Raw genomic sequence first — 18449 nt, forward strand, 5'->3', positions numbered from 1 at the left:
GCTAAAAAGTACTCTTGCCAATTTTGAGACAAAAAACAAGCATTGAACCTTAAGCCCAATGCTTGTTACACGCTGCGTCTGGCAAAGTCAATAAAGCGGAATTTATCAAGGCGATGACGTGATTCGGTGTATTGAAACAAACTTGTGTTTTCCAAATACACATAGTTTTTGACAACAACGATATGAGAAAAGCCTTCTAAATCAAGGTGTTTTCTGTCTTCATCTGTACAATCCTCTACAACAATTTCCTTTTTGGCAAAGCTGATATTTAAATTGAGTTGATGTTCAAGATACTCGTAAATAGAGCCTTCACAAATTTCCTTTGTAAGGGTAGGGACATGTTTCTTTAAAAAGTAGTCCTTGTCCAAAATGATGTTAACCCCATTTATTTCACGTGAACGGGTAACCTTCCATACCTCATCACTACTCGTGGCATCCAACTGTTGCTTTAAAAAATCATCCGGCTTAATAAGACCAAAATCATGAACCCTTGTAATAACTGATTCCATCTGTAGATTTTTGGATACTTCCTTAAAACTTACCAGCCCTGAGATGGGAAAACTCATTTTTTGAACATCAATGACAACTGATCCTTTCCCTTTAATTTTCTGGATAAAGCCGTTTTGAGATAAAAGGTTAAGAGCTTTACGAATGGTTTCCCTGCTCGTATCGTATTGAATCGCTAAATCATTTTCAGACGGTAAAACCTCACCAGGTTTCACCTCACCGGCTTTAATGCGATCTGTTAGTTCTTTATATATTGTTAGGTATTTATTTTGTCTCATTTTTATCACCATCCCTATCTTACCATGAACAGGTGAAGGATGTTAAAATGACTATTTTGTTAAAGTGAGACTTCAATCTGTGGGGAGGAGCGAAACTTATCACGCTTAATGCGCCTTTGTTTCTCCCAAATTTAGAATTTGGAGCCCTACTGCCCGTTAAGAATGGGACAAATGATACACAACCGATTCATAAGGGCGCAATGTCATATTCTTAAATGACAGCCCCGTATCATCATAATTAGATATGAGGATTTCCGGTTTATATCCATCTACCTCAACAGAATCAGGTAAGATAAACGTTGCCGGGCTGTCATAAAAATTATTTAGCACTAAAAGCTTCTCCGTAGGTGTACTTCGTAAATAGGCAAAAATAGATGGATCATTTTCTATTAAAAGCTCGTAATGACCAGTTGTGATAATATCATATTCTTTACGTAAAGTTATGAGTTTTTGATAATGATAAAAAATGGAGTCTTTATCTGCAACTGCGTTTTCTGCATTAATTTGTTGATAATTATTAGCTACATTTATCCAAGGAGATCCTGTTGTGAAACCGGCATGCTTAGAATCATTCCATTGGACTGGTGTTCTCGAATTATCACGTGATTTATGCTGCAGAATTTCAAGAATCTCTTCTTCTTGCATCCCTTTGTCTTTTAATATCTTGTACATATTTAATGATTCAACATCTCGATATTCATCAATAGATGTGAACTTAGGATCTGTCATCCCAAATTCTTCTCCCTGATAAATATAAGGAGTACCCTGCATCATGTGAATCGTTGTTGCCAGCATCTTGGCTGATTCATTACGAAATTCGTCATCATTTCCATAGCGGGACACAACTCTTGGCTGGTCATGGTTACACCAGAATAAAGCATTCCATCCTCCACCTGCATTCATGCCTGTTTGCCAGGTAGAAAGAATTTTTTTCAATGCAAGGAAATCCATATCACCAATTGCCCATTTCTCCCCATTAGGATAATCAACCTTTAAGTGATGAAAATTAAACGTCATGCTTAATTCTCCACGTTCAGGATTTGAATATTGTATGCAGTGATCAATGGTTGTTGAGGACATTTCACCGACTGTCAAGCTGTCATACTTTGAAAAGACTTCTTTGTTCATTTCATGAATAAATTCGTGTACACGTGGACCGTCTGTATAGAATTTTCTACCGTCACCAGGTGCAATGGAACCATCATCATCAGGGAAGTTTTGGTCCTTTGAGATTAAGTTAATGACATCAAGTCTGAAGCCATCGACCCCTTTTTCAAACCAAAAGTTCATCATATTGTACACTTCTTTTCGCAGCTCTTCGTTCTCCCAGTTAAGATCGGCCTGTGTAACATCAAATAAATGGAGGTAGTACTGTTCTGTTTCTTCGTCATATTCCCAGGCAGGACCACCAAATTTAGAAACCCAATTAGTTGGTTCAGAACCGTCTTCCTTCGGGTCTTTCCAAATATAATAATCACGGTATGGGCTTGATTTGGACTTTTTCGCGTCTTTAAACCAGGTATGTTCTGTTGATGTATGGTTGACGACAATATCCATGATCACTTTAATGCCAAGCTGATGGGATTTTTCTAGTAGCTCATCAAAGTCATTCATTGTTCCGTATTCTTCATGTATTGCATAATAATCACTAATATCATAGCCATTATCTTTTTGAGGTGAAGCATAGATAGGTGTTAACCATATCACATCAACACCGAGGTTTTTTAAATAGGATAACTTGCTAATAATTCCTTGAATATCTCCTACACCATTTCCGGATGTATCACAAAAGCTTTTTGGATATATTTGATATACGACTGATTTTTTCCACCAAGGGTTACTCAATATAAACACCACCGTTGTGTATTTTTTACTTCTATGGATGAAATGCAAGAAAAGGGACATACATCTCGTCCCTTTCTTGCATTATTTTTCCTTTTTAATTTTAGCTAACAAATAGGTTAAACCAAACGGTACAACAAGGACAATGGCCATTCCGATAAAGAATGAAGGCCAGAATTGTGAATCAATTGATAAGAAGCCCGGTAATCCGCCAACTCCAATTGAAAATGCCTTCACTCCATTAATGGAGATAAATAAACCTGCGATAGCAGAGCCAATTAGTGCTGCAATGAATGGGTAACGATAACGCAAATTCACACCGAACATGGCTGGCTCTGTAACACCCAGCCAAGCAGAAATACTTGATGTTAACGCTAAGCCCTTTTGTTTCTCTTCTTTTAAAATAAGCATCATTGCAAATGCAGCAGAGCCTTGTGCAATATTTGAAAGAGCAAGCATTGGCCAGAGGAATGTTCCTCCTGCATTTGCTAATTGAATATCAACAGCTAGGAAAGTATGATGCATACCTGTTACAACTAATAAAGCATATAATCCGCCATAGATAAGTCCGCCAAGTGCAGCAAAGTTTTCAAAGATCGCAATAACTCCATCTGTTAATACATTTCCTATTGCGAATGTCACAGGTCCAATAACAATGAATGAAGCAAAACCTGTGATTAATAGTGTTAGTGGAGGAACAACTAACAGCTGAATCCCGTCAGGAACATGTTTTCTTAAAAAGACTTCCAATTTAGCTAGTAAGAATGAGGCAACTAAAATCGGTAAAACCTGGCCTTGATAGCCGATTTTTTCCACTTCTAATCCGAATAGGTTCCAGGTAGGAATTTCTTCAGCAGAACCATATCCCCAAGCATTTAATAAATCCGGATGTACCAACATTAAACCGAGCACAATTCCGAGTAACGGACTTCCACCGAAACGATTAACAGCTGACCAACCGATGAGTCCTGGTAAAAAGGTAAAGGCTGTATTAGCAATTAAGTTAATAATGTTAGCCAGGTCTGCCCATTGTGGATAAACGTCAACAAGTGATTGCTCATCAAAGAAAATACCTGGTCCTGTTAAGATGTTATTAATTCCCATTAATAACCCGGCAGTTACGATGGCCGGGAGAATTGGTATAAAGATGTCAGCCAAAGTTTTTATGGCACGTTGAAGAGGATTTAAATTCTTTTCAGAAGCCTGCTTCACATCATCTTTTGATGCCTCTCCTACTCCTGTTTGCTGAACAAGCTCTTTATAAACTTTATCTACAGTTCCCTGACCGATGACAACCTGAAACTGTCCATTTGTTGAAAAAGACCCTTTTACTAATGAAATGTCTTCAAGGGCTTCTTTATTTACTTTTCCTTCATCTACTAAAGCAAAGCGTAAACGTGTTACACAGTGTGTAGCTGCGGAAATATTATCTTTTCCACCAATGGCATCTATAATTTGGCTCACTTGTTTTTGATCGACACTCATGGTTTTCCCTCCCGTATAGTATCCTTTTACTTGTTATATAGCGTTTTCATTTAGGAATGAAGTTTCGAAACTTGTATATACAACTATGGTATTATCATAAATCTGTATATACATGTTGTCAACAAAAATAAAATCGGTTTCATTTTTAGTAACCTTTTTATTAAATTGTTTCATTGAATTACTTATACATAACATGGTAAAACTGAAAGGAGTTTTGAGTGGACAGAAAGGAATACAAAAAATGACTTATGAAAGAATAATTGACCAATATATCACAACAACTGATCGGTTTCTGCAAGAGTTTATTGCCCAAACTCTTCACGATTATCCGAATAAAAAACGCGAATGGACGAGGATTTTACTACAAGAAGCTGTAGAAAATCCTGAGAAAGCATCACTTCTCTTATATGTAAAGATGGATCCCGAGGATGAAGAAACATCGAATATGATAGAAAAGGGAATAGGCAGGGTACATGATAGTATTCGTCATTTTTTTGCCCAATTATTATTGGACTTTACCCCTGATACCATCTTGAGAAACCAGCATTTATTAACGGATTTCATTCAAGAACAAGACTGGGATCTTTATAGAGTGCTTGTAGAGGGCTCCGAAGATGAAGTGTGGAGGGAGTATATAAATATCCTGACCAGACTTGAAAGTGAAAGCAGCTTTGATATGAATACTTATCTTTTAGCTAAGAAGGTTGCTTCTACCCTGGTGAAAAGGAAGTACATATCGAAGGATCAAGTATTGATGATGGTTGAAGCGAATAGAAATGAAGAATGGTTTCAATATGACGGATATTTAGCCGTCTATATGATGGGACTAATGGAGATGAAAGAAGCCACAGTTCAACTCGCCTCTCTTTTAACAAGAGACGATGATATGCTGCTGGAAGAAATATCAGAAGCACTTATCACATTCCAAACCGATGAAGTTGTTGAAGCTGTGAAGGTTTACCTAAGTGATGAGGAAGTCAATATCTTTGCCACTTCAATTATCGAAAATATAAAATCAGAACATGCCGTAAATGAATTGCGAAAAGCTTATCATCAAGTAGAAGGAAATTTACAGGGAACAATTTTCGAAGCATTAGTCCATCAGCTATCACCATTAGCAGAACCCGAAATACGTGATTATTTAAATAAAGTAGAATCATCATCTTTCATTGACATCGACCTTCTGGCATACAGTTACTTCAAAATTCTCGGAATCGATCATCCGAAATTAGAGATGTGGGAAGATGCTTTACATAAGAGATGAAAATTGTGGTAAACCTTAGCGTGAGTTGCTTTATAAATAGGAATTGTTTATATAAAAGTTTTTTATAGTTTTAAAAAACGGGATACTAATTAGGTTGATTGAAGCGAGCATCCTGAAGCTTCAATCAACCAACAGCAATACTTATTACAATGCAACAAGGTTTGCAATTAAAAGTCCTACTGAATAACCTCAATATGCTTAAAATCCTTCACCTGAAACAGCCCTAAATCTGTTAATTTAAGTTCCGGAATAACAGGTAGTGCCAAAAACGACATGGTCAAAAAAGGATTGAAATCTCCGGAAAACCCAATTTTAATCAAGGCCTTATCTATTTCCTGCAGACTTTCATTCATTTGTATAAAAGGAGCAGTCGTCATTAAACCTGAAATTTCAAGTGGCAATGATGCAATCACCTCATCATCCTTCACTACAACTAAGCCGCCGCCCATTGCTTTTAAAACGTCTATTGCCTTTAGAAGATCTTGATCATTTGTCCCGATTGCGATGATGTTATGAGAGTCATGTGCAACCGTGGAAGCAATGGCTCCAGACGTTAAGCCGAACCCTTTTACAATACCTAACCCGATATTTCCTGTAGAGGAATGTCGTTCAATCACAGCCATTTTAAGCTGATCATTTGTGATTGAGGGTTGGAAGTGACCATACTCTGAAGCAACTTTTTCCACTACATGCTTTGTGATAATTTTATTAGGAATGATTTCAATAATATTAGCTGATGCGTCTTTTGGACAAGGTAGTTGGATATCTTCATGGCCTATTTCATTAATATGAATCGTATCTAACAAGGAGGAAGGTATCATTTCTGCTTTATAAGAAGAATGTACACAATGACCTTCTTCTGCAATGAGTTCTCCTTTAATGAATACATGGTTAACTTTAACGGTTTGCAGATCTTCTAAAAAGACAAGATCGGCATCATATCCGGGAGCAATGGCTCCTTTTGTTGTTAATCCAAAACACTCAGCTGCATGAAGTGTTGCCATTTGGTAGGCAGTGATCGGATCTATTCCATTTTCAATAGATAGGAAAATGTTATAATCAATGCTTCCTTCTGCAATCAAGTCATCTAAGTGTTTATCATCTGTAACAAATAGGCAGCGTCTCGCATTTCGTTCTGTAATAACGGGCAAAAGGGCTTTTACATCTCTGGCTGCTGAACCTTCCCTCAGCATCACATACATCCCTCTTTTTAACCTTTCATGTGCTTCCTCGGGAGTGACACATTCATGATCTGTTTTAATACCAGCAGCTGCATATACATTTAAAGCATCTCCAGTAATCCCTGCGGCATGACCATCAATTTTTTTTCCAAGTTGATGAGCATCAGAGAGCTTTTCCATCATCATTTGTTCTTGATGAAAGACAGATGGAAAATCCATTACTTCTGCAAGACCAAGTACATTGTCTTCCTGATAAAATTCCCTTAAATCATTGGCTGATAATGTAGCTCCTGCGTTTTCAAATGGTGTTGCGGGAACACATGATGGCAGCATGAAGAATATGTTTAGAGGAATGTTTTTAGCGGAATCAATCATAAATTGAATACCTGCCTTACCACTTACATTTGCAATTTCATGCGGGTCGGCAATGACTGTAGTAACACCGTGTGGAACGACAACCTGTGAAAACTGCTGTGGAGTAACCATGGCGGATTCAATGTGTACATGTCCGTCGATAAATCCGGGAGAAATATATTTTCCTTTTGCATCAATGATTTTTTCACCCTCATATTGTCCAATTCCGATGATGATTCCATCTTGAATCGCAATGTCCTCTTCTAGAATTTCACCATTAAATACGTCAATGATTTTTCCGTTCTTTATCACGATATCAGCTTTTACCTTTTTTGCGGATGCAGCTAGTTTTCTAGTTAAAGATTGATTCATTAGGAAAAAGCTCCTTTCCTTTGCTGATAGTATGTTCCCCAATTGATTTTATTTAAATGACTGTAATAAAAAACCGCAAGAAAAAGATACTTCTCTTTGCGGGTGTCATCCAGACGTTTATATTTTCTTATAGATTAGCATACATTTTAAAGTGTGTAACATATCGTGTCAACATATATTACATGGTGTTTTTGATATGTTTGCGAAAGAAGGACATCTATGACTCTCTAAATGGGTCAAATTGGAGTTGCTCCTCTGCATTTATTAGTAAAGTATTTTGTATGGCCGTTCTTTTACCTTGAAGAAGCCCAAGGTTATTTTGTGTTTCGACAATAGTTCCGTGTTCTAGTGACTGATAGCTAATTCCCTCTTCCCAGTATGTGACGGTGTTATCGTGATTTGAGTTTTCTAACTCAGTCCATGCTCCATCTTTTTTGCCAAACCTTTTCGCAATCGGTTCATTTCTGCGTAAAGTGTTAAGTCGCATAATCAGTTTTATCATACTGCCTGTTAACCAATCAAAACTTATATTTTTCATCGGACTGCTTGTTACTTGGTAAATGGAAAGCTCTTCACCATTCAGGCTGACATTTGCCTTTACAGCTGAGGCATAATGAACATCACCTGACAAAATGATGCATTTTCTTAATTGATGTTTTGATAAAAAGTGAAGGAAAGAATAAAAACCGGCCAAATTGTATTTCCACGCCTCAATATCTAATTGATATTGAACAGAATCTCCAAAGTATTGAAAAGGATACACTTGTTTTCTTAAAAAGGACTCTATTACATCTACTCCGTATAAAGGTGTGGGTGATGCTATGCGAAGGATATCACCTTTTTTCCATTTGGAATCTTTAAGCAATTGCTCTAGTAATGTCCATCCCTTTTGTCCAATTAAGATGGGCGTCTTCACAGTCTCGTTTATGAGATGCAGCAGTTTTACTTTTGCTTTCGAAGAATCATATTCTCGAAGTGTACGAGTATCTAAGCAAAGAGTGAGAGGTGTTGTTGGTGCGATGAAATGCCATGAGTCAAAAGATAATAGTGTATCCTGCCATTTTTGATAGGGTTGAGATCCAATCGGATATGTTTTCACATATTGTTGCATGGTTTCAATGAAATCATCATGAAATGTATCTGGTTGATTTCCCCAACCTTGAAATGCCCAAAACGCTGTTAGGCCATTGCAAATGATATGTTTACCAAGAGACGTTTCATATACATCTTTGTTCCATTCGGCTGAGATGTTCCAATCGTCTGTAATATCGTGATCATCAAAGATCATATAGGTCGGGATATTGGCTAGCACTCTTCTTACTTTTGATGTGTTTCGGCAAAAATCGTGAAGCTCTTCCAGTTGTTCTTCATCATGATTTGTAAGGTATCCATTCTGCTCATGATGAAGTAAATTCCATATAACAGGGCTCCAGCTTAGCAGGTACATCGCTGCATACTCACCGAAAGTTATCAGATGGTTGTGTGCATGTGAGGATGTAAAGTTACATAATGTTTCAACAATCTCCTGTCTGCCTTGAACTTTGTATAAGTGGTGTAAATGTTGCTGAAGTTTAGGTTCAACTAAAGTAAGATCTTCATTTTCACCAATCATTTCGTGTACGATTAATTGAAGATAAGGGACAAGTGGGTCTGCGATGTCATCTGCATATATTTGATCTCCAAGCATAAAAAGAGAGCCGGGTCGTAAATTAAGATCAAACCGATGTTGCTGGAGGACTTGATCAGCACTCGGTAAGGCATCTTGTCCTTTTCCATGTGCTTTTCGACAGGATCCATATAAGACAGGGGACTCATTTTTTGAGTTAATATAAAAGGTTGGATAGCCTAATCCTTCATAAACAAGTGAATCTGGATGGTTTGCGGTTAATAAGTGAAAGCTGTCGAGATCATACGTTTGAGCGTCTTTTTCTAGATAAAGGTTATAGCCCAGTAGTTCTTCGACAGGAAATTTTTGTTGAGTCGGACGTACGTTGATTAAATGGACAAACAACTTTTTTCCTAAGTTTATTGTTTTTGTTTGTGAATGGACTGGAAAAAACTTATCATTTATGCCCTTTTCTGATTTGTGAATAGTCAATACCTTTGCTGTAATGGATACTTCTTCACTAGTTGCCAGCCAAATTGTCACTTGATTAGTGTCTACTCGACGAAGGATTGGACCGGATAGAATCATAGGTATTTGCACTGTTCGGAGTCACCACCATAAAAAATAGGTATTTATCCTACGTTATTCATAGTTAAGAATTTGGTGAGGAGGATAACAGGTGTTTATGTTGAAACATTTGCTTAAAAATGAATTCTTCATTAAACTCTAACTAGATATTTTACAATGGGATGGTGAAGCTGGTGACTAATAACCAAAACCAAACCTTTGATGTGATCGAGGTGTGTTTGCTGGCGGGTAAGATTATGCTCAGGAGTGGTGCAGAAACATATCGGGTGGAAGATACAATGATGAGAATTGCGGCAGCTTTTGGTATTGCAGATTCCCATAGCTATGTCACACCAACAGGGATTATTTTTTCTGTAAGCAGTAAAACACCCACACAACTAGTCAGAATTGTGGATCGTTCAACTGATTTACAAAAAGTTGCAAAGGTTAATGGGATTTCAAGGAAAATTACTAATGGAGAACTCTCTGTAGAGGAGGCGTACAAACAGCTAAAAGTAATTGAGCTTGATGCACATGCCTATCCGATTTGGGTGCAAATTGCCGCTGCTTCTATTGCGAGTGGGTGCTTTCTTATTATGTTTCAAGGAACTTGGTCGGACTTCTTACCGGCTGTTGTGGCTGGAGGTATTGGATTTTCAAGCTTGATTTATATCCATCAACTTGTTGAAATTAAATTTTTCGCAGAATTTCTGGCTTCATTACTAATCGGGCTATTATCAGTCTTTTTTGTGGTCCTTAATATAGGAGCAGAACTTGATAAAATTATCATAGGTTCCGTGATGCCTTTAGTACCGGGTTTATTAATCACAAATGCTGTTAGAGATTTAATGGCAGGCCATTTAGTGTCAGGTATATCAAAAGGTGCAGAGGCGTTTTTAACGGCATTTGCGATAGGAGCAGGTGTTGCGGTTGTCTTTTCATTTTATTAAGAAGTCTCAAATGGACCGCTTCCGTATGTTTAAGGGGGTTTTTGTTTGATTGAACAGGTGTTCACAAGCTTTGTCGCATCAGCTGCATTTGGGATTATTTTTAATGCTCCTGTAAAAGCTCTATTGCGGGCCGGGCTTGTCGGCATGATTGGTTGGATGATTTATATCGGCCTGTATGAATATTCGAATGATAGCGTGGTTTCTACGTTGATTGCCTCATTTTTTATTGCCATTATTAGTCAATTTTATGCAAAAAGGCATAAGACACCTGTTATCATTTTTAATGTTTCAGGAATCATTCCATTAGTACCGGGTGGTTTAGCATATGATGCAATGCGGCAGGTTGTAGAAAATCATTATAATGAAGCAATAGCACTTGCAGCCAAAGCCTTTATGATTTCAGGATCAATTGCCATCGGATTGGTTTTATCAGAAGTGATGAATCAAATCATTCGTAAGGTGAAAAATAGAGGGAATAAACAATCTATCAGATCTTAAATAAATTTGATCTTAAATAATTGGTAAGTCTAATGTATAATGTTTTAATTATGAATAGTGAGGTATTTAAAAAAATGAATGCATTTATAAAAAATCAAATACAACAATTTCAGGATAACAATCAAAATCGCGGACGTTTATTAGTTAGCTGTCCGGACCAACCTGGTATTGTATCTACCATTTCTAAATTCTTATTTTCACATAATGCGAATATTATTGAATCAAGTCAGTATTCGACAAATCCGGAAGGTGGTACATTTTTTATTCGGATTGAGTTTGAATGTCCAAACCTGAAGGAAAAAGCATCTGAGATGGAAAATCAATTTGGTGACATCGCGAAAGAATTTTCGATGGAATGGAAACTGACTCATGTATACAATATGAAAAAGGTGGCCATTTTTGTCTCAAAAGAGCTGCACTGTTTATTAGAGCTAATTTGGGAATGGCAAAGTGGCGACTTAATGGCAGACATTGCTATGGTTATTAGCAATCATGAGGAAGCAAGAGAAGTTGTCGAGCCTTTGAACATTCCATTCTATTATATCCCGGCAAATAAGGATATTCGTGAACAAGTGGAAGAAAAGCAGCTAGAGCTTTTAAAAGAACACAATATTGATTTGATTATTTTAGCTCGTTATATGCAAATTTTAACGCCAAAGTTTGTGTCAGCAAATCCAAATAAAATTATCAATATTCACCACTCATTCTTACCTGCTTTTATCGGGGCAAGACCATATGAACGTGCATATGGACGTGGTGTAAAATTAATTGGTGCTACATCCCATTACGTAACAAATGACCTGGACGAAGGCCCGATTATTGAACAAGATATTAGTCGTGTTGATCATCGTGACAATGTGGACAGCTTAAAGAAAATCGGACGATCTGTTGAACGAAGTGTACTGGCAAGAGCTGTTAAATGGCATTTAGAGGATCGAATTCTTGTTCATGAAAATAAAACAATTGTCTTTTAATCAATGAGAGGGGTTCGAATTTTTTCGAACCTCTTTTGTGTATAGCGAAAAAGTGGACTTTGCAAAAAAGTAGGTCAACTTTGCAAGAAAAGTTCAAGATTTGCAAAATAATCGTAAAATCTGCAAAAAAATGTCCAACTCTGCAAAAATCGCAGTTTTTTTTGCAAAATTAATCTTAAAGAAGCTTTTCGAATATGTAAATCTGATGTTTCAGAACCCGCATATTAAACTGCCATCAATTTATATAACGAACTTTTCAAAAAAGTGATACAATATGAGCAATAAAATGTAAGCGGAGGTACGTTATGAAGCGATTAAATGGCAAAACAATAGCCCTTGCAGGTCAGCGTAAATCTGAAGAGTTAAGTAAATTAGTAGAAAACTTAGGTGGGCAAGCGTTAATTCGTCCGGCGCAGGGAACTGTTTTTTTAGACGATACAAATGTAGAAAAAGAAATTCATGCCCTCATTGACGGTAACTATGAATGGCTCATCTTTACAACAGGACTTGGAACAGACAAGCTTTATCAAACAGCTGCCAGCATGGGATTAGGTGAACAATTCCTCCAAGCCTTAATAAATGCAAAAATTGCAGCAAGAGGTTACAAAACTGTCAATGTTCTTAAAAAGCTGGGGTTAACGCCAGATGTTAGGGATGATGACGGGAGTACGGCCGGTTTGGTGAGAGAATTACGTGGACATTCTTTAAAAGGATGCCGGGTGGCTCTGCAGCTTCATGGTGATCCTGCACCCCTTTTAATAGACTTTCTTGAAGAACAGCAAGCAGAATATCGGGAAATTCTTCCTTATAAGCACATCCCGCCAAAGCCGGAAGTGATGGAACAGCTTGTTCGTGAAATTCTAGCTGGAAAAATAGATGCAGTGAATTTCACAAGTACGCCGCAGGCCAGATTTTTAATGTCGTATGCAAAAGAACATGGACTAGAAAAGGAACTCTTAGAGGCATTTTCTACAAATGTGATGGCTGTTTCCGTTGGAAAAGTAACCGCACAGGCATTAAGGGAAGTTGGAATTACAAGAATGGTTGTTCCAGAGGAAGAACGTATGGGAAGTGCCATCATTGCGTTGGTCAATTATTATAAAGGACTGGAAGAGAACACAAACTAATAAATGCCTGACATCCTTTTAGGATGTCAGGCATTTTATTGTTTAAGACCGACTAACAAAGAACGGCAAAGATTCAACTCCAAGTAAGCGGGCATATGTGAATAGTTGACCTTTATGGTGAATTTCGTGGTCTTTTCCGCTTTCAAGCAGGACTAAACCAGGCATCTTCATACCGGCAAATTCAACAATTGCAGCCAGTTGATCTTCAGTTAAGGATTCCAGCTTAGATTTTGTCTGATTTGTTTGAGATTCTACTAACGCTTTTAGTTCGCTTATTGTTTCAATTTGTGATGATCCTGTTGGAGGAGTAAACTCTCCATTTTTCACAGTATCAGCAAACATTTCCATTGCACCTGAAATATGTAAGACAAGTCCTGAAAGTGACATAGCTTCTTCCCATGGTTTATAGCTAAGATGTTGATCTTCAAATGTATCAAGTAATTCATGTAGTACTTTGCGGTGTCTCATCCAGCCTGAAACTAACTCATTGATTCTTGCCATGCTTACCATCTCCCTAATAAAAGTTCAATTCAATACAATTATATCTCAAAGTTAAAGAAATAACTTTGATTATGCTTCATTGTTTCTTCTGTTGCGGCTCATATTTTAAATTGTGAATAATAATATTATTTCAGAAAAAGATCTTGCATAATTTTCATTTTTCTTTAAAATAAGAAATAATTTAATTTTTCGACAAATTTAGATAAAATGCTCTTCCTGTTAAAGGGAAGGGCATTTTTGTATAAAATACGAACATTATAAACAAAAAATATAAAAATGTTTGTATTTAGTGTTTATTTAACTAATAAGTTAGTGTATATTTGTCAGTAGATGAAAAAAACACGAAAATAGAGGTGGGTCTTACGTGAAAAAGTTAGTTATGTTTATTGCATTATTCACATTCCTGCTTGCTGGTTGTGGAGCAAATGAAACATCAAATTCAGCAGGCGATCAAAAAGAAGAAAAGGCAAAGAAAATCGCCCTTGTTCTACCGGAAAAAATCGGGGTGAATCCTTTCTTCCAGCAAATGGACGATGGCGCTAAGGAAGCTGCTGAGGAATTTGGCTTTGAGCTTAAAACAATTGAATCAACAGACCATTCTGCAATCGAAGAAAACTTACGAGTAGCAGTTGCAGAAGGCTATGACTTAATTATTACGTCTTCTTTTGAATCAGAGGATGCGTTAAAGAAAGTGGCAGGAGAAAATCCTGATCAACAATTTGCGATTATCGATACAACGGTTGATTTACCAAATGTACGCAGCGTAAATTTTAGAGAGCATGAAGCAGCTTACCTTTTAGGTGCAGCAGCTGGTCTGTCAACAAAAACAAATACAGTTGGTATGGTAGCTGCAATGGATATTCCGCTTTTGAAAAAATGGACAGTTGCCTTTGAAGAGGGCCTAAAAGCAACAAATCCTGATGCAGAATACGTTGTGAACTATGTAGGGAGCTTTGATGACCCTGCAAAAGCAAAAGAGCTTGCTTTATTGCAAGCATCAAAAGGTGCAGATTTTATCGCTGGTGCCGCAGCTGTTGGCGACCTTGGTGTATTTGAAGCTGCAGAAGAAAAAGGGTTCTATACAGCTGGACAAGATATTGACCGTACAGAGCTGGACCCGGAGCACATCGTTCTTTCTCAGTTAAAAGGAACAGATGCAGTAGCTTACGAAACAATCAAGGCTTTTTCTGAAGGTACGTATGAGCCGGGTGTTGTTGCTTACGGCTTAAAAGAAGAAGGTGTTGGGTTAACATATGTTACACATGAGAGTGAAACACCATTAAGTGACTTTGTCGGACAAGAAGTCATTGATCAAGTAACAGCAATAAAAGAAGATATTGTCAGTGGAAAGCTGGAAGTTAAAAATCCTTTAGAAAACTAAATAGAATAGACATCCGAAACCGACTACAAACTTTTGCAGTCGGTTTCCCAATGCTTATCGGAGGGAGGCTGAAAAATGACGACACGGTTAGAAATGCAAAATATGACGAAGATGTACGGAAGCTTTATTGCAAATGATTCCATTTCACTTTCGCTTAAAGCTGGGGAGGTCCATGCAGTAGTTGGTGAAAATGGAGCTGGAAAAACAACTCTAATGAGAATGCTGTACGGAATGGAGCAGCCAACCTCAGGTGAAATTTTTATAGATGGCAAGCGTGTGACATTTACCAATCCAAATGATGCAATCAAAAATCGAATTGGTATGGTGCATCAGCATTTTATGTTGTTTCCTGATTTTACGGCAGCAGAAAATATTGTGATTGGTCATGAACCGAAGAAGGCAGGATTTTTTAATCGGAAAAAAGCAACCGAGCTGGTTCAAGAACTAGTAGAAACATATCAGATTCCAGTTAGGCCGAACGCGAAAACAGCTAATTGCTCGATTGGAGAGCAGCAGCGCATTGAAATCTTAAAAGTTCTGTATCAGGGTGCGGATATCATTATTTTAGATGAGCCTTCTGCAGTGCTGACTCCTATTGAAGTTAAAGGTCTGTTAAAAACAATCCGCCAACTGGCTGATCAAGGAAAAAGCATTATCCTTATCACACATAAGCTTCGTGAAGTAATGGAAGTTGCCGATTCAATAACCGTTCTTCGTAACGGAAGAGTCACAGGGAATGTGACAAAAGAACAAACATCTGTTGATGAGCTTGCAAAGTTAATGGTAGGGCGTGAGCTCCATGATTTAACTGAACGTGTGCAAATGAATGGGGAACCAATTCTTGAAATAAAAAATGTCACGGTACAGGAAAAGGACAACAAGCCTTTGTTAGATGATATATCTCTGACTGTGAAGCGCGGGGAAATCGTTGGAATTGCCGGTGTTTCAGGAAACGGTCAATCTGAGCTTCTCCAAGTGATATCCGGTTTACGATCAGTGAAAAAGGGAGCCATTCATATAGACGGAAAGGATATGACAAATCAATCGGTTCTTTCAATTCGCGATGCAGGGTTGTCTCATATTCCGGAGGACCGTTATTTATGGGGAGCAGCGAAACAAGCGACTGTTGAAGAAACAGGTTTGATGGGTTATCACAAAAAACCTAAATATCGATCTTATTCCTTTTTAAGAAAGACTCCATTCCGAAAGCTGGTTAACAGCTGGATTGAGAAGTTTGAAATCAAAGCAGGCTCGCTTGAGGAAAAGGCAGGAAATTTATCAGGCGGTAATCTGCAAAAGCTTATCGTTGCAAGAGAGCTTGGTCAGGAAACACCAATTTTAATTGCAGCAGAACCAACTCGTGGAGTGGATATTGGTGCGATGGAGTATATTCATGAAGCACTTATTGAAAAGCGAAATAAAGGAGAAGCTGTTCTGCTCGTCTCTTCAGAATTAAGTGAAATCATGGCTTTATCTGATCGTATTCTCGTCATGTATGAAGGAGAAATTGCCGGGGAAATGGATCGTCAGAACGCAACAGAAGAAGCAATCAGTGTTTTAATGGCAGGAGGAAATCATCATGAAAGTAAAAACTAGTCTCATACCATTGCTTCGCCCGTTACTTCAGCCGTTCATTGCCATTCTTATCGGATTAATAACAGGAGCCATTGCCATCAGCATTGCTGGTGAGCCTGTACTAGATTCATATAAAGAGATGTGGAACGGTGCTTTTGGTAACTTTTATTTCCTTACATCAACATTGGCAAGAGCAACTCCAATTATGTTGATTGGATTAGGTGTTGCCCTGGCATTCCGTGCAGGGGTATTTAATCTTGGAGCTGAGGGACAAATGGTACTCGGGGCTGTCAGTGCCGCTCTTGCAGGTGTCTACTTTCCTGGCAGTGGAATTGGAAAAATGATTCTTGTTTTACTTGTTGGAATTATTGCTGGCGGACTATGGTCATTGTTTGCCGGCTGGCTTGAAGCTAAATTTAAAGTTCAGCTATTAATTTCCACCTTGCTTTTAAACTATATAGCTGTGTTATTTGCAAGCTACTTAGTTTCAGACCCATTCCAAGACAAAACAGGTTCAGCGGCACTTGCACAAACGGCCATGCTTGAACAAAGTGTTTGGCTGCCGAAGTTGTTTCAAGGGATGAGTGTTCATTGGGGGTTTGTTATTGCGGTTGCAGCTGCTCTTATCATGTATATCATCTTTAAGACAACTTCTGCTGGATATGAAGTAAAAATGCTTGGATTTAACCCGTTTTTCGCTTCATACGGCGGTGTGAACAAAATCAAGGTGATGCTGACGAGTATGTTTATCAGTGGAGCATTATCAGGTCTTGCCGGTACGGTAGAGGTATTGGGAACACAGTACCGCTTTGTAGATGGTGCACTAACAGGACCTGGATTAGCGTGGACGGGTTTAATGGCAACGCTTCTGGCAAACTCCCATCCTATTGGTACGGCGGTTACCTCAATCTTTTTGGCTGCTCTTGAAACAGGGGCGATGGGATTGGAGCGAAATACACAGGTTCCCCTTGAGGTTTCCAGTATTATTCAATCGGTTCTAATCTTATTTATATCTGCAAAAATCACGTTGAAGTGGTGGAAACGAAAATCGAAAGCGGGTGGCTCAAATGGAACTATTTGATTTAACACTAGTAAGCTCGACCATTCGCATGGTAACACCCATTCTCCTTGCTGCATTAGGTGGAGCATTATGTGCACGTGTAGGATTATTCAATGTTGGGCTGGAAGGGTTAATCTTAATCGGTGCCTTCTCGGCTATCGTAGGAAATCATGTAACAGGTAGTGTGTTTCTGGCTGTCGTATTTGCAGCGTTCATGTCATTGTTGTTTTCAATGCTTTTTGCTTTTATGACGATCAATCTGAAAGCAAATGATATCGTTGTCGGTGTAGCCATAAACTTCTTAGCCCTTGGTTTAACCACCTTTTCTCTTCGGACAATATTCGATGTGAAAGGTGCTTATTATGATAAAAACATGCAGGGACTTCCGAAATGGGATATCCCGGTTATTGAGGATATTCCAGTCATTGGTTCCTTATTTTCAGGACATTCTCCACTCGTCTATTTATCATTTTTAATTGCCATCTTGTTATATATTTTCTTATATAGAACGGTAACGGGTTTTCGGGTATTATCTGTTGGGATGAACCCTGTAGCAGCGAGGAGTTTAGGGCTGAAAGTAGGCTCACTTCAATATATGGCTATCGCTTTGTCCGGTATTTTATGCGGACTAGCGGGTGCCCAGCTTTCATTGGGACAAGTGACAATGTTTACTGAAGGTATGACAGCAGGGCGCGGATTTATTGCACTTGTAGCGACAATGCTAGGTCAATCACACCCAATTGGAATTATTGGCTCCAGTTTATTATTCGGATTCATGGATGCGATGAGCATAAGACTTCAAGGTTTTTCTTTACCAACCCAATTTACACAAATGCTTCCGTATGCCATCACAATCATTGCTATGTTTCTATTGAGAGATCGTGGAATGGGATCACAACAAGGTAACCAACAGAGCGGAAGATAGAT

At 38.2% G+C, this 18449-nt stretch carries 15 protein-coding genes; 9 read left to right on the forward strand and 6 right to left on the reverse strand.

Annotated elements, in window-relative coordinates; genetic code table 11:
- Window positions 1–65: 65 nt before the first annotated feature.
- From treR to treP, 3 genes are all read right to left on the reverse strand, one after another.
- Window positions 66–785 carry a trehalose operon repressor gene (gene treR, locus AC0L8O_RS23200; RefSeq protein WP_026562990.1) on the reverse strand — a complete coding sequence of 240 codons (720 nt, stop codon included), beginning with the start codon at window positions 783–785 and terminating at the stop codon, window positions 66–68.
- 156 nt (window positions 786–941) lie between these two features.
- Entirely contained in the window at window positions 942–2630 is a 1689-nt protein-coding gene (treC, locus tag AC0L8O_RS23205) for an alpha,alpha-phosphotrehalase (protein WP_473445596.1), read from the reverse strand.
- Window positions 2631–2711: 81 nt separating this feature from the next.
- Window positions 2712–4112: a PTS system trehalose-specific EIIBC component gene (treP, locus tag AC0L8O_RS23210; RefSeq protein ID WP_473445598.1), complete on the reverse strand. Its 1401-nt coding sequence runs from the start codon at window positions 4110–4112 to the stop codon at window positions 2712–2714.
- Window positions 4113–4353: 241 nt separating this feature from the next.
- Here treP and AC0L8O_RS23215 point away from each other — a divergent pair, with 241 nt between their 5' ends.
- A complete protein-coding gene (locus AC0L8O_RS23215) occupies window positions 4354–5376 on the forward strand; it encodes a HEAT repeat domain-containing protein (protein WP_473445600.1) in 1023 nt (340 codons plus the stop codon).
- A 176-nt stretch (window positions 5377–5552) separates the two neighbouring features.
- Here AC0L8O_RS23215 and ade read toward each other — a convergent pair whose 3' ends face one another.
- Both ade and AC0L8O_RS23225 read right to left on the reverse strand, forming a co-directional pair.
- Window positions 5553–7283 carry an adenine deaminase gene (gene ade, locus AC0L8O_RS23220; protein WP_473445602.1) on the reverse strand — a complete coding sequence of 577 codons (1731 nt, stop codon included), beginning with the start codon at window positions 7281–7283 and terminating at the stop codon, window positions 5553–5555.
- Between the two features lie 217 nt (window positions 7284–7500).
- Window positions 7501–9489, reverse strand: coding sequence for an alkaline phosphatase D family protein (locus AC0L8O_RS23225; protein ID WP_473445604.1), 1989 nt, complete (start codon window positions 9487–9489; stop codon window positions 7501–7503).
- 161 nt (window positions 9490–9650) lie between these two features.
- On the opposite strand from AC0L8O_RS23225, the gene AC0L8O_RS23230 reads away from it, so the two are divergent.
- The 4 genes from AC0L8O_RS23230 to AC0L8O_RS23245 all read left to right on the forward strand — a co-directional run bounded on the left by AC0L8O_RS23230 (window position 9651) and on the right by AC0L8O_RS23245 (window position 13005).
- Window positions 9651–10406 (forward strand): threonine/serine exporter family protein, encoded by a 756-nt coding sequence (locus AC0L8O_RS23230; protein WP_473445606.1) that lies wholly within the window; start codon window positions 9651–9653, stop codon window positions 10404–10406.
- Window positions 10407–10451: 45 nt separating this feature from the next.
- Window positions 10452–10904, forward strand: coding sequence for a threonine/serine exporter family protein (locus AC0L8O_RS23235; protein WP_026562996.1), 453 nt, complete (start codon window positions 10452–10454; stop codon window positions 10902–10904).
- Window positions 10905–10978: 74 nt separating this feature from the next.
- Window positions 10979–11878 carry a formyltetrahydrofolate deformylase gene (gene purU / locus AC0L8O_RS23240; protein ID WP_026562997.1) on the forward strand — a complete coding sequence of 300 codons (900 nt, stop codon included), beginning with the start codon at window positions 10979–10981 and terminating at the stop codon, window positions 11876–11878.
- Window positions 11879–12183: 305 nt separating this feature from the next.
- A complete protein-coding gene (locus AC0L8O_RS23245; protein ID WP_473445608.1) occupies window positions 12184–13005 on the forward strand; it encodes a uroporphyrinogen-III synthase in 822 nt (273 codons plus the stop codon).
- Between the two features lie 42 nt (window positions 13006–13047).
- On the opposite strand, the gene AC0L8O_RS23250 is transcribed toward AC0L8O_RS23245, so the two are convergent.
- Window positions 13048–13506 carry a DinB family protein gene (locus AC0L8O_RS23250; protein ID WP_473445610.1) on the reverse strand — a complete coding sequence of 153 codons (459 nt, stop codon included), beginning with the start codon at window positions 13504–13506 and terminating at the stop codon, window positions 13048–13050.
- 364 nt (window positions 13507–13870) lie between these two features.
- On the opposite strand from AC0L8O_RS23250, the gene AC0L8O_RS23255 reads away from it, so the two are divergent.
- From AC0L8O_RS23255 to AC0L8O_RS23270, 4 genes are all read left to right on the forward strand, one after another.
- Window positions 13871–14887 (forward strand): BMP family protein, encoded by a 1017-nt coding sequence (locus AC0L8O_RS23255; protein ID WP_473445612.1) that lies wholly within the window; start codon window positions 13871–13873, stop codon window positions 14885–14887.
- 75 nt (window positions 14888–14962) lie between these two features.
- Window positions 14963–16483, forward strand: a complete 1521-nt coding sequence (locus AC0L8O_RS23260) for an ABC transporter ATP-binding protein (protein ID WP_473445614.1) — start codon at window positions 14963–14965, stop codon at window positions 16481–16483.
- Window positions 16467–17543, forward strand: coding sequence for an ABC transporter permease (locus AC0L8O_RS23265; protein WP_473445616.1), 1077 nt, complete (start codon window positions 16467–16469; stop codon window positions 17541–17543). Before AC0L8O_RS23260 ends, AC0L8O_RS23265 begins: the two co-directional genes overlap by 17 nt.
- Window positions 17530–18447: an ABC transporter permease gene (locus AC0L8O_RS23270; RefSeq protein WP_473445618.1), complete on the forward strand. Its 918-nt coding sequence runs from the start codon at window positions 17530–17532 to the stop codon at window positions 18445–18447. The genes AC0L8O_RS23265 and AC0L8O_RS23270 overlap by 14 nt, the downstream gene beginning before the upstream one ends.
- The last annotated feature ends 2 nt before the right edge of the window (window positions 18448–18449 follow it).

The sequence above is a fragment of the Metabacillus sp. KJ11-3 genome, from assembly GCF_055808295.1.

Bases quoted from the DNA above. Each gene is read 5' to 3' on its own strand.
- treP (WP_473445598.1), bottom strand. From the start codon at position 4,112: ATGAGTGTCGATCAAAAACAAGTGAGCCAAATTATAGATGCCATTGGT.
- AC0L8O_RS23215 (WP_473445600.1), top strand. From the start codon at position 4,354: ATGACTTATGAAAGAATAATTGACCAATATATCACAACAACTGATCGG.
- AC0L8O_RS23265 (WP_473445616.1), top strand. From the start codon at position 16,467: ATGAAAGTAAAAACTAGTCTCATACCATTGCTTCGCCCGTTACTTCAG.
- treR (WP_026562990.1), bottom strand. From the start codon at position 785: ATGAGACAAAATAAATACCTAACAATATATAAAGAACTAACAGATCGC.
- AC0L8O_RS23250 (WP_473445610.1), bottom strand. From the start codon at position 13,506: ATGGCAAGAATCAATGAGTTAGTTTCAGGCTGGATGAGACACCGCAAA.
- AC0L8O_RS23260 (WP_473445614.1), top strand. From the start codon at position 14,963: ATGACGACACGGTTAGAAATGCAAAATATGACGAAGATGTACGGAAGC.
- ade (WP_473445602.1), bottom strand. From the start codon at position 7,283: ATGAATCAATCTTTAACTAGAAAACTAGCTGCATCCGCAAAAAAGGTA.
- AC0L8O_RS23270 (WP_473445618.1), top strand. From the start codon at position 17,530: ATGGAACTATTTGATTTAACACTAGTAAGCTCGACCATTCGCATGGTA.
- AC0L8O_RS23245 (WP_473445608.1), top strand. From the start codon at position 12,184: ATGAAGCGATTAAATGGCAAAACAATAGCCCTTGCAGGTCAGCGTAAA.
- purU (WP_026562997.1), top strand. From the start codon at position 10,979: ATGAATGCATTTATAAAAAATCAAATACAACAATTTCAGGATAACAAT.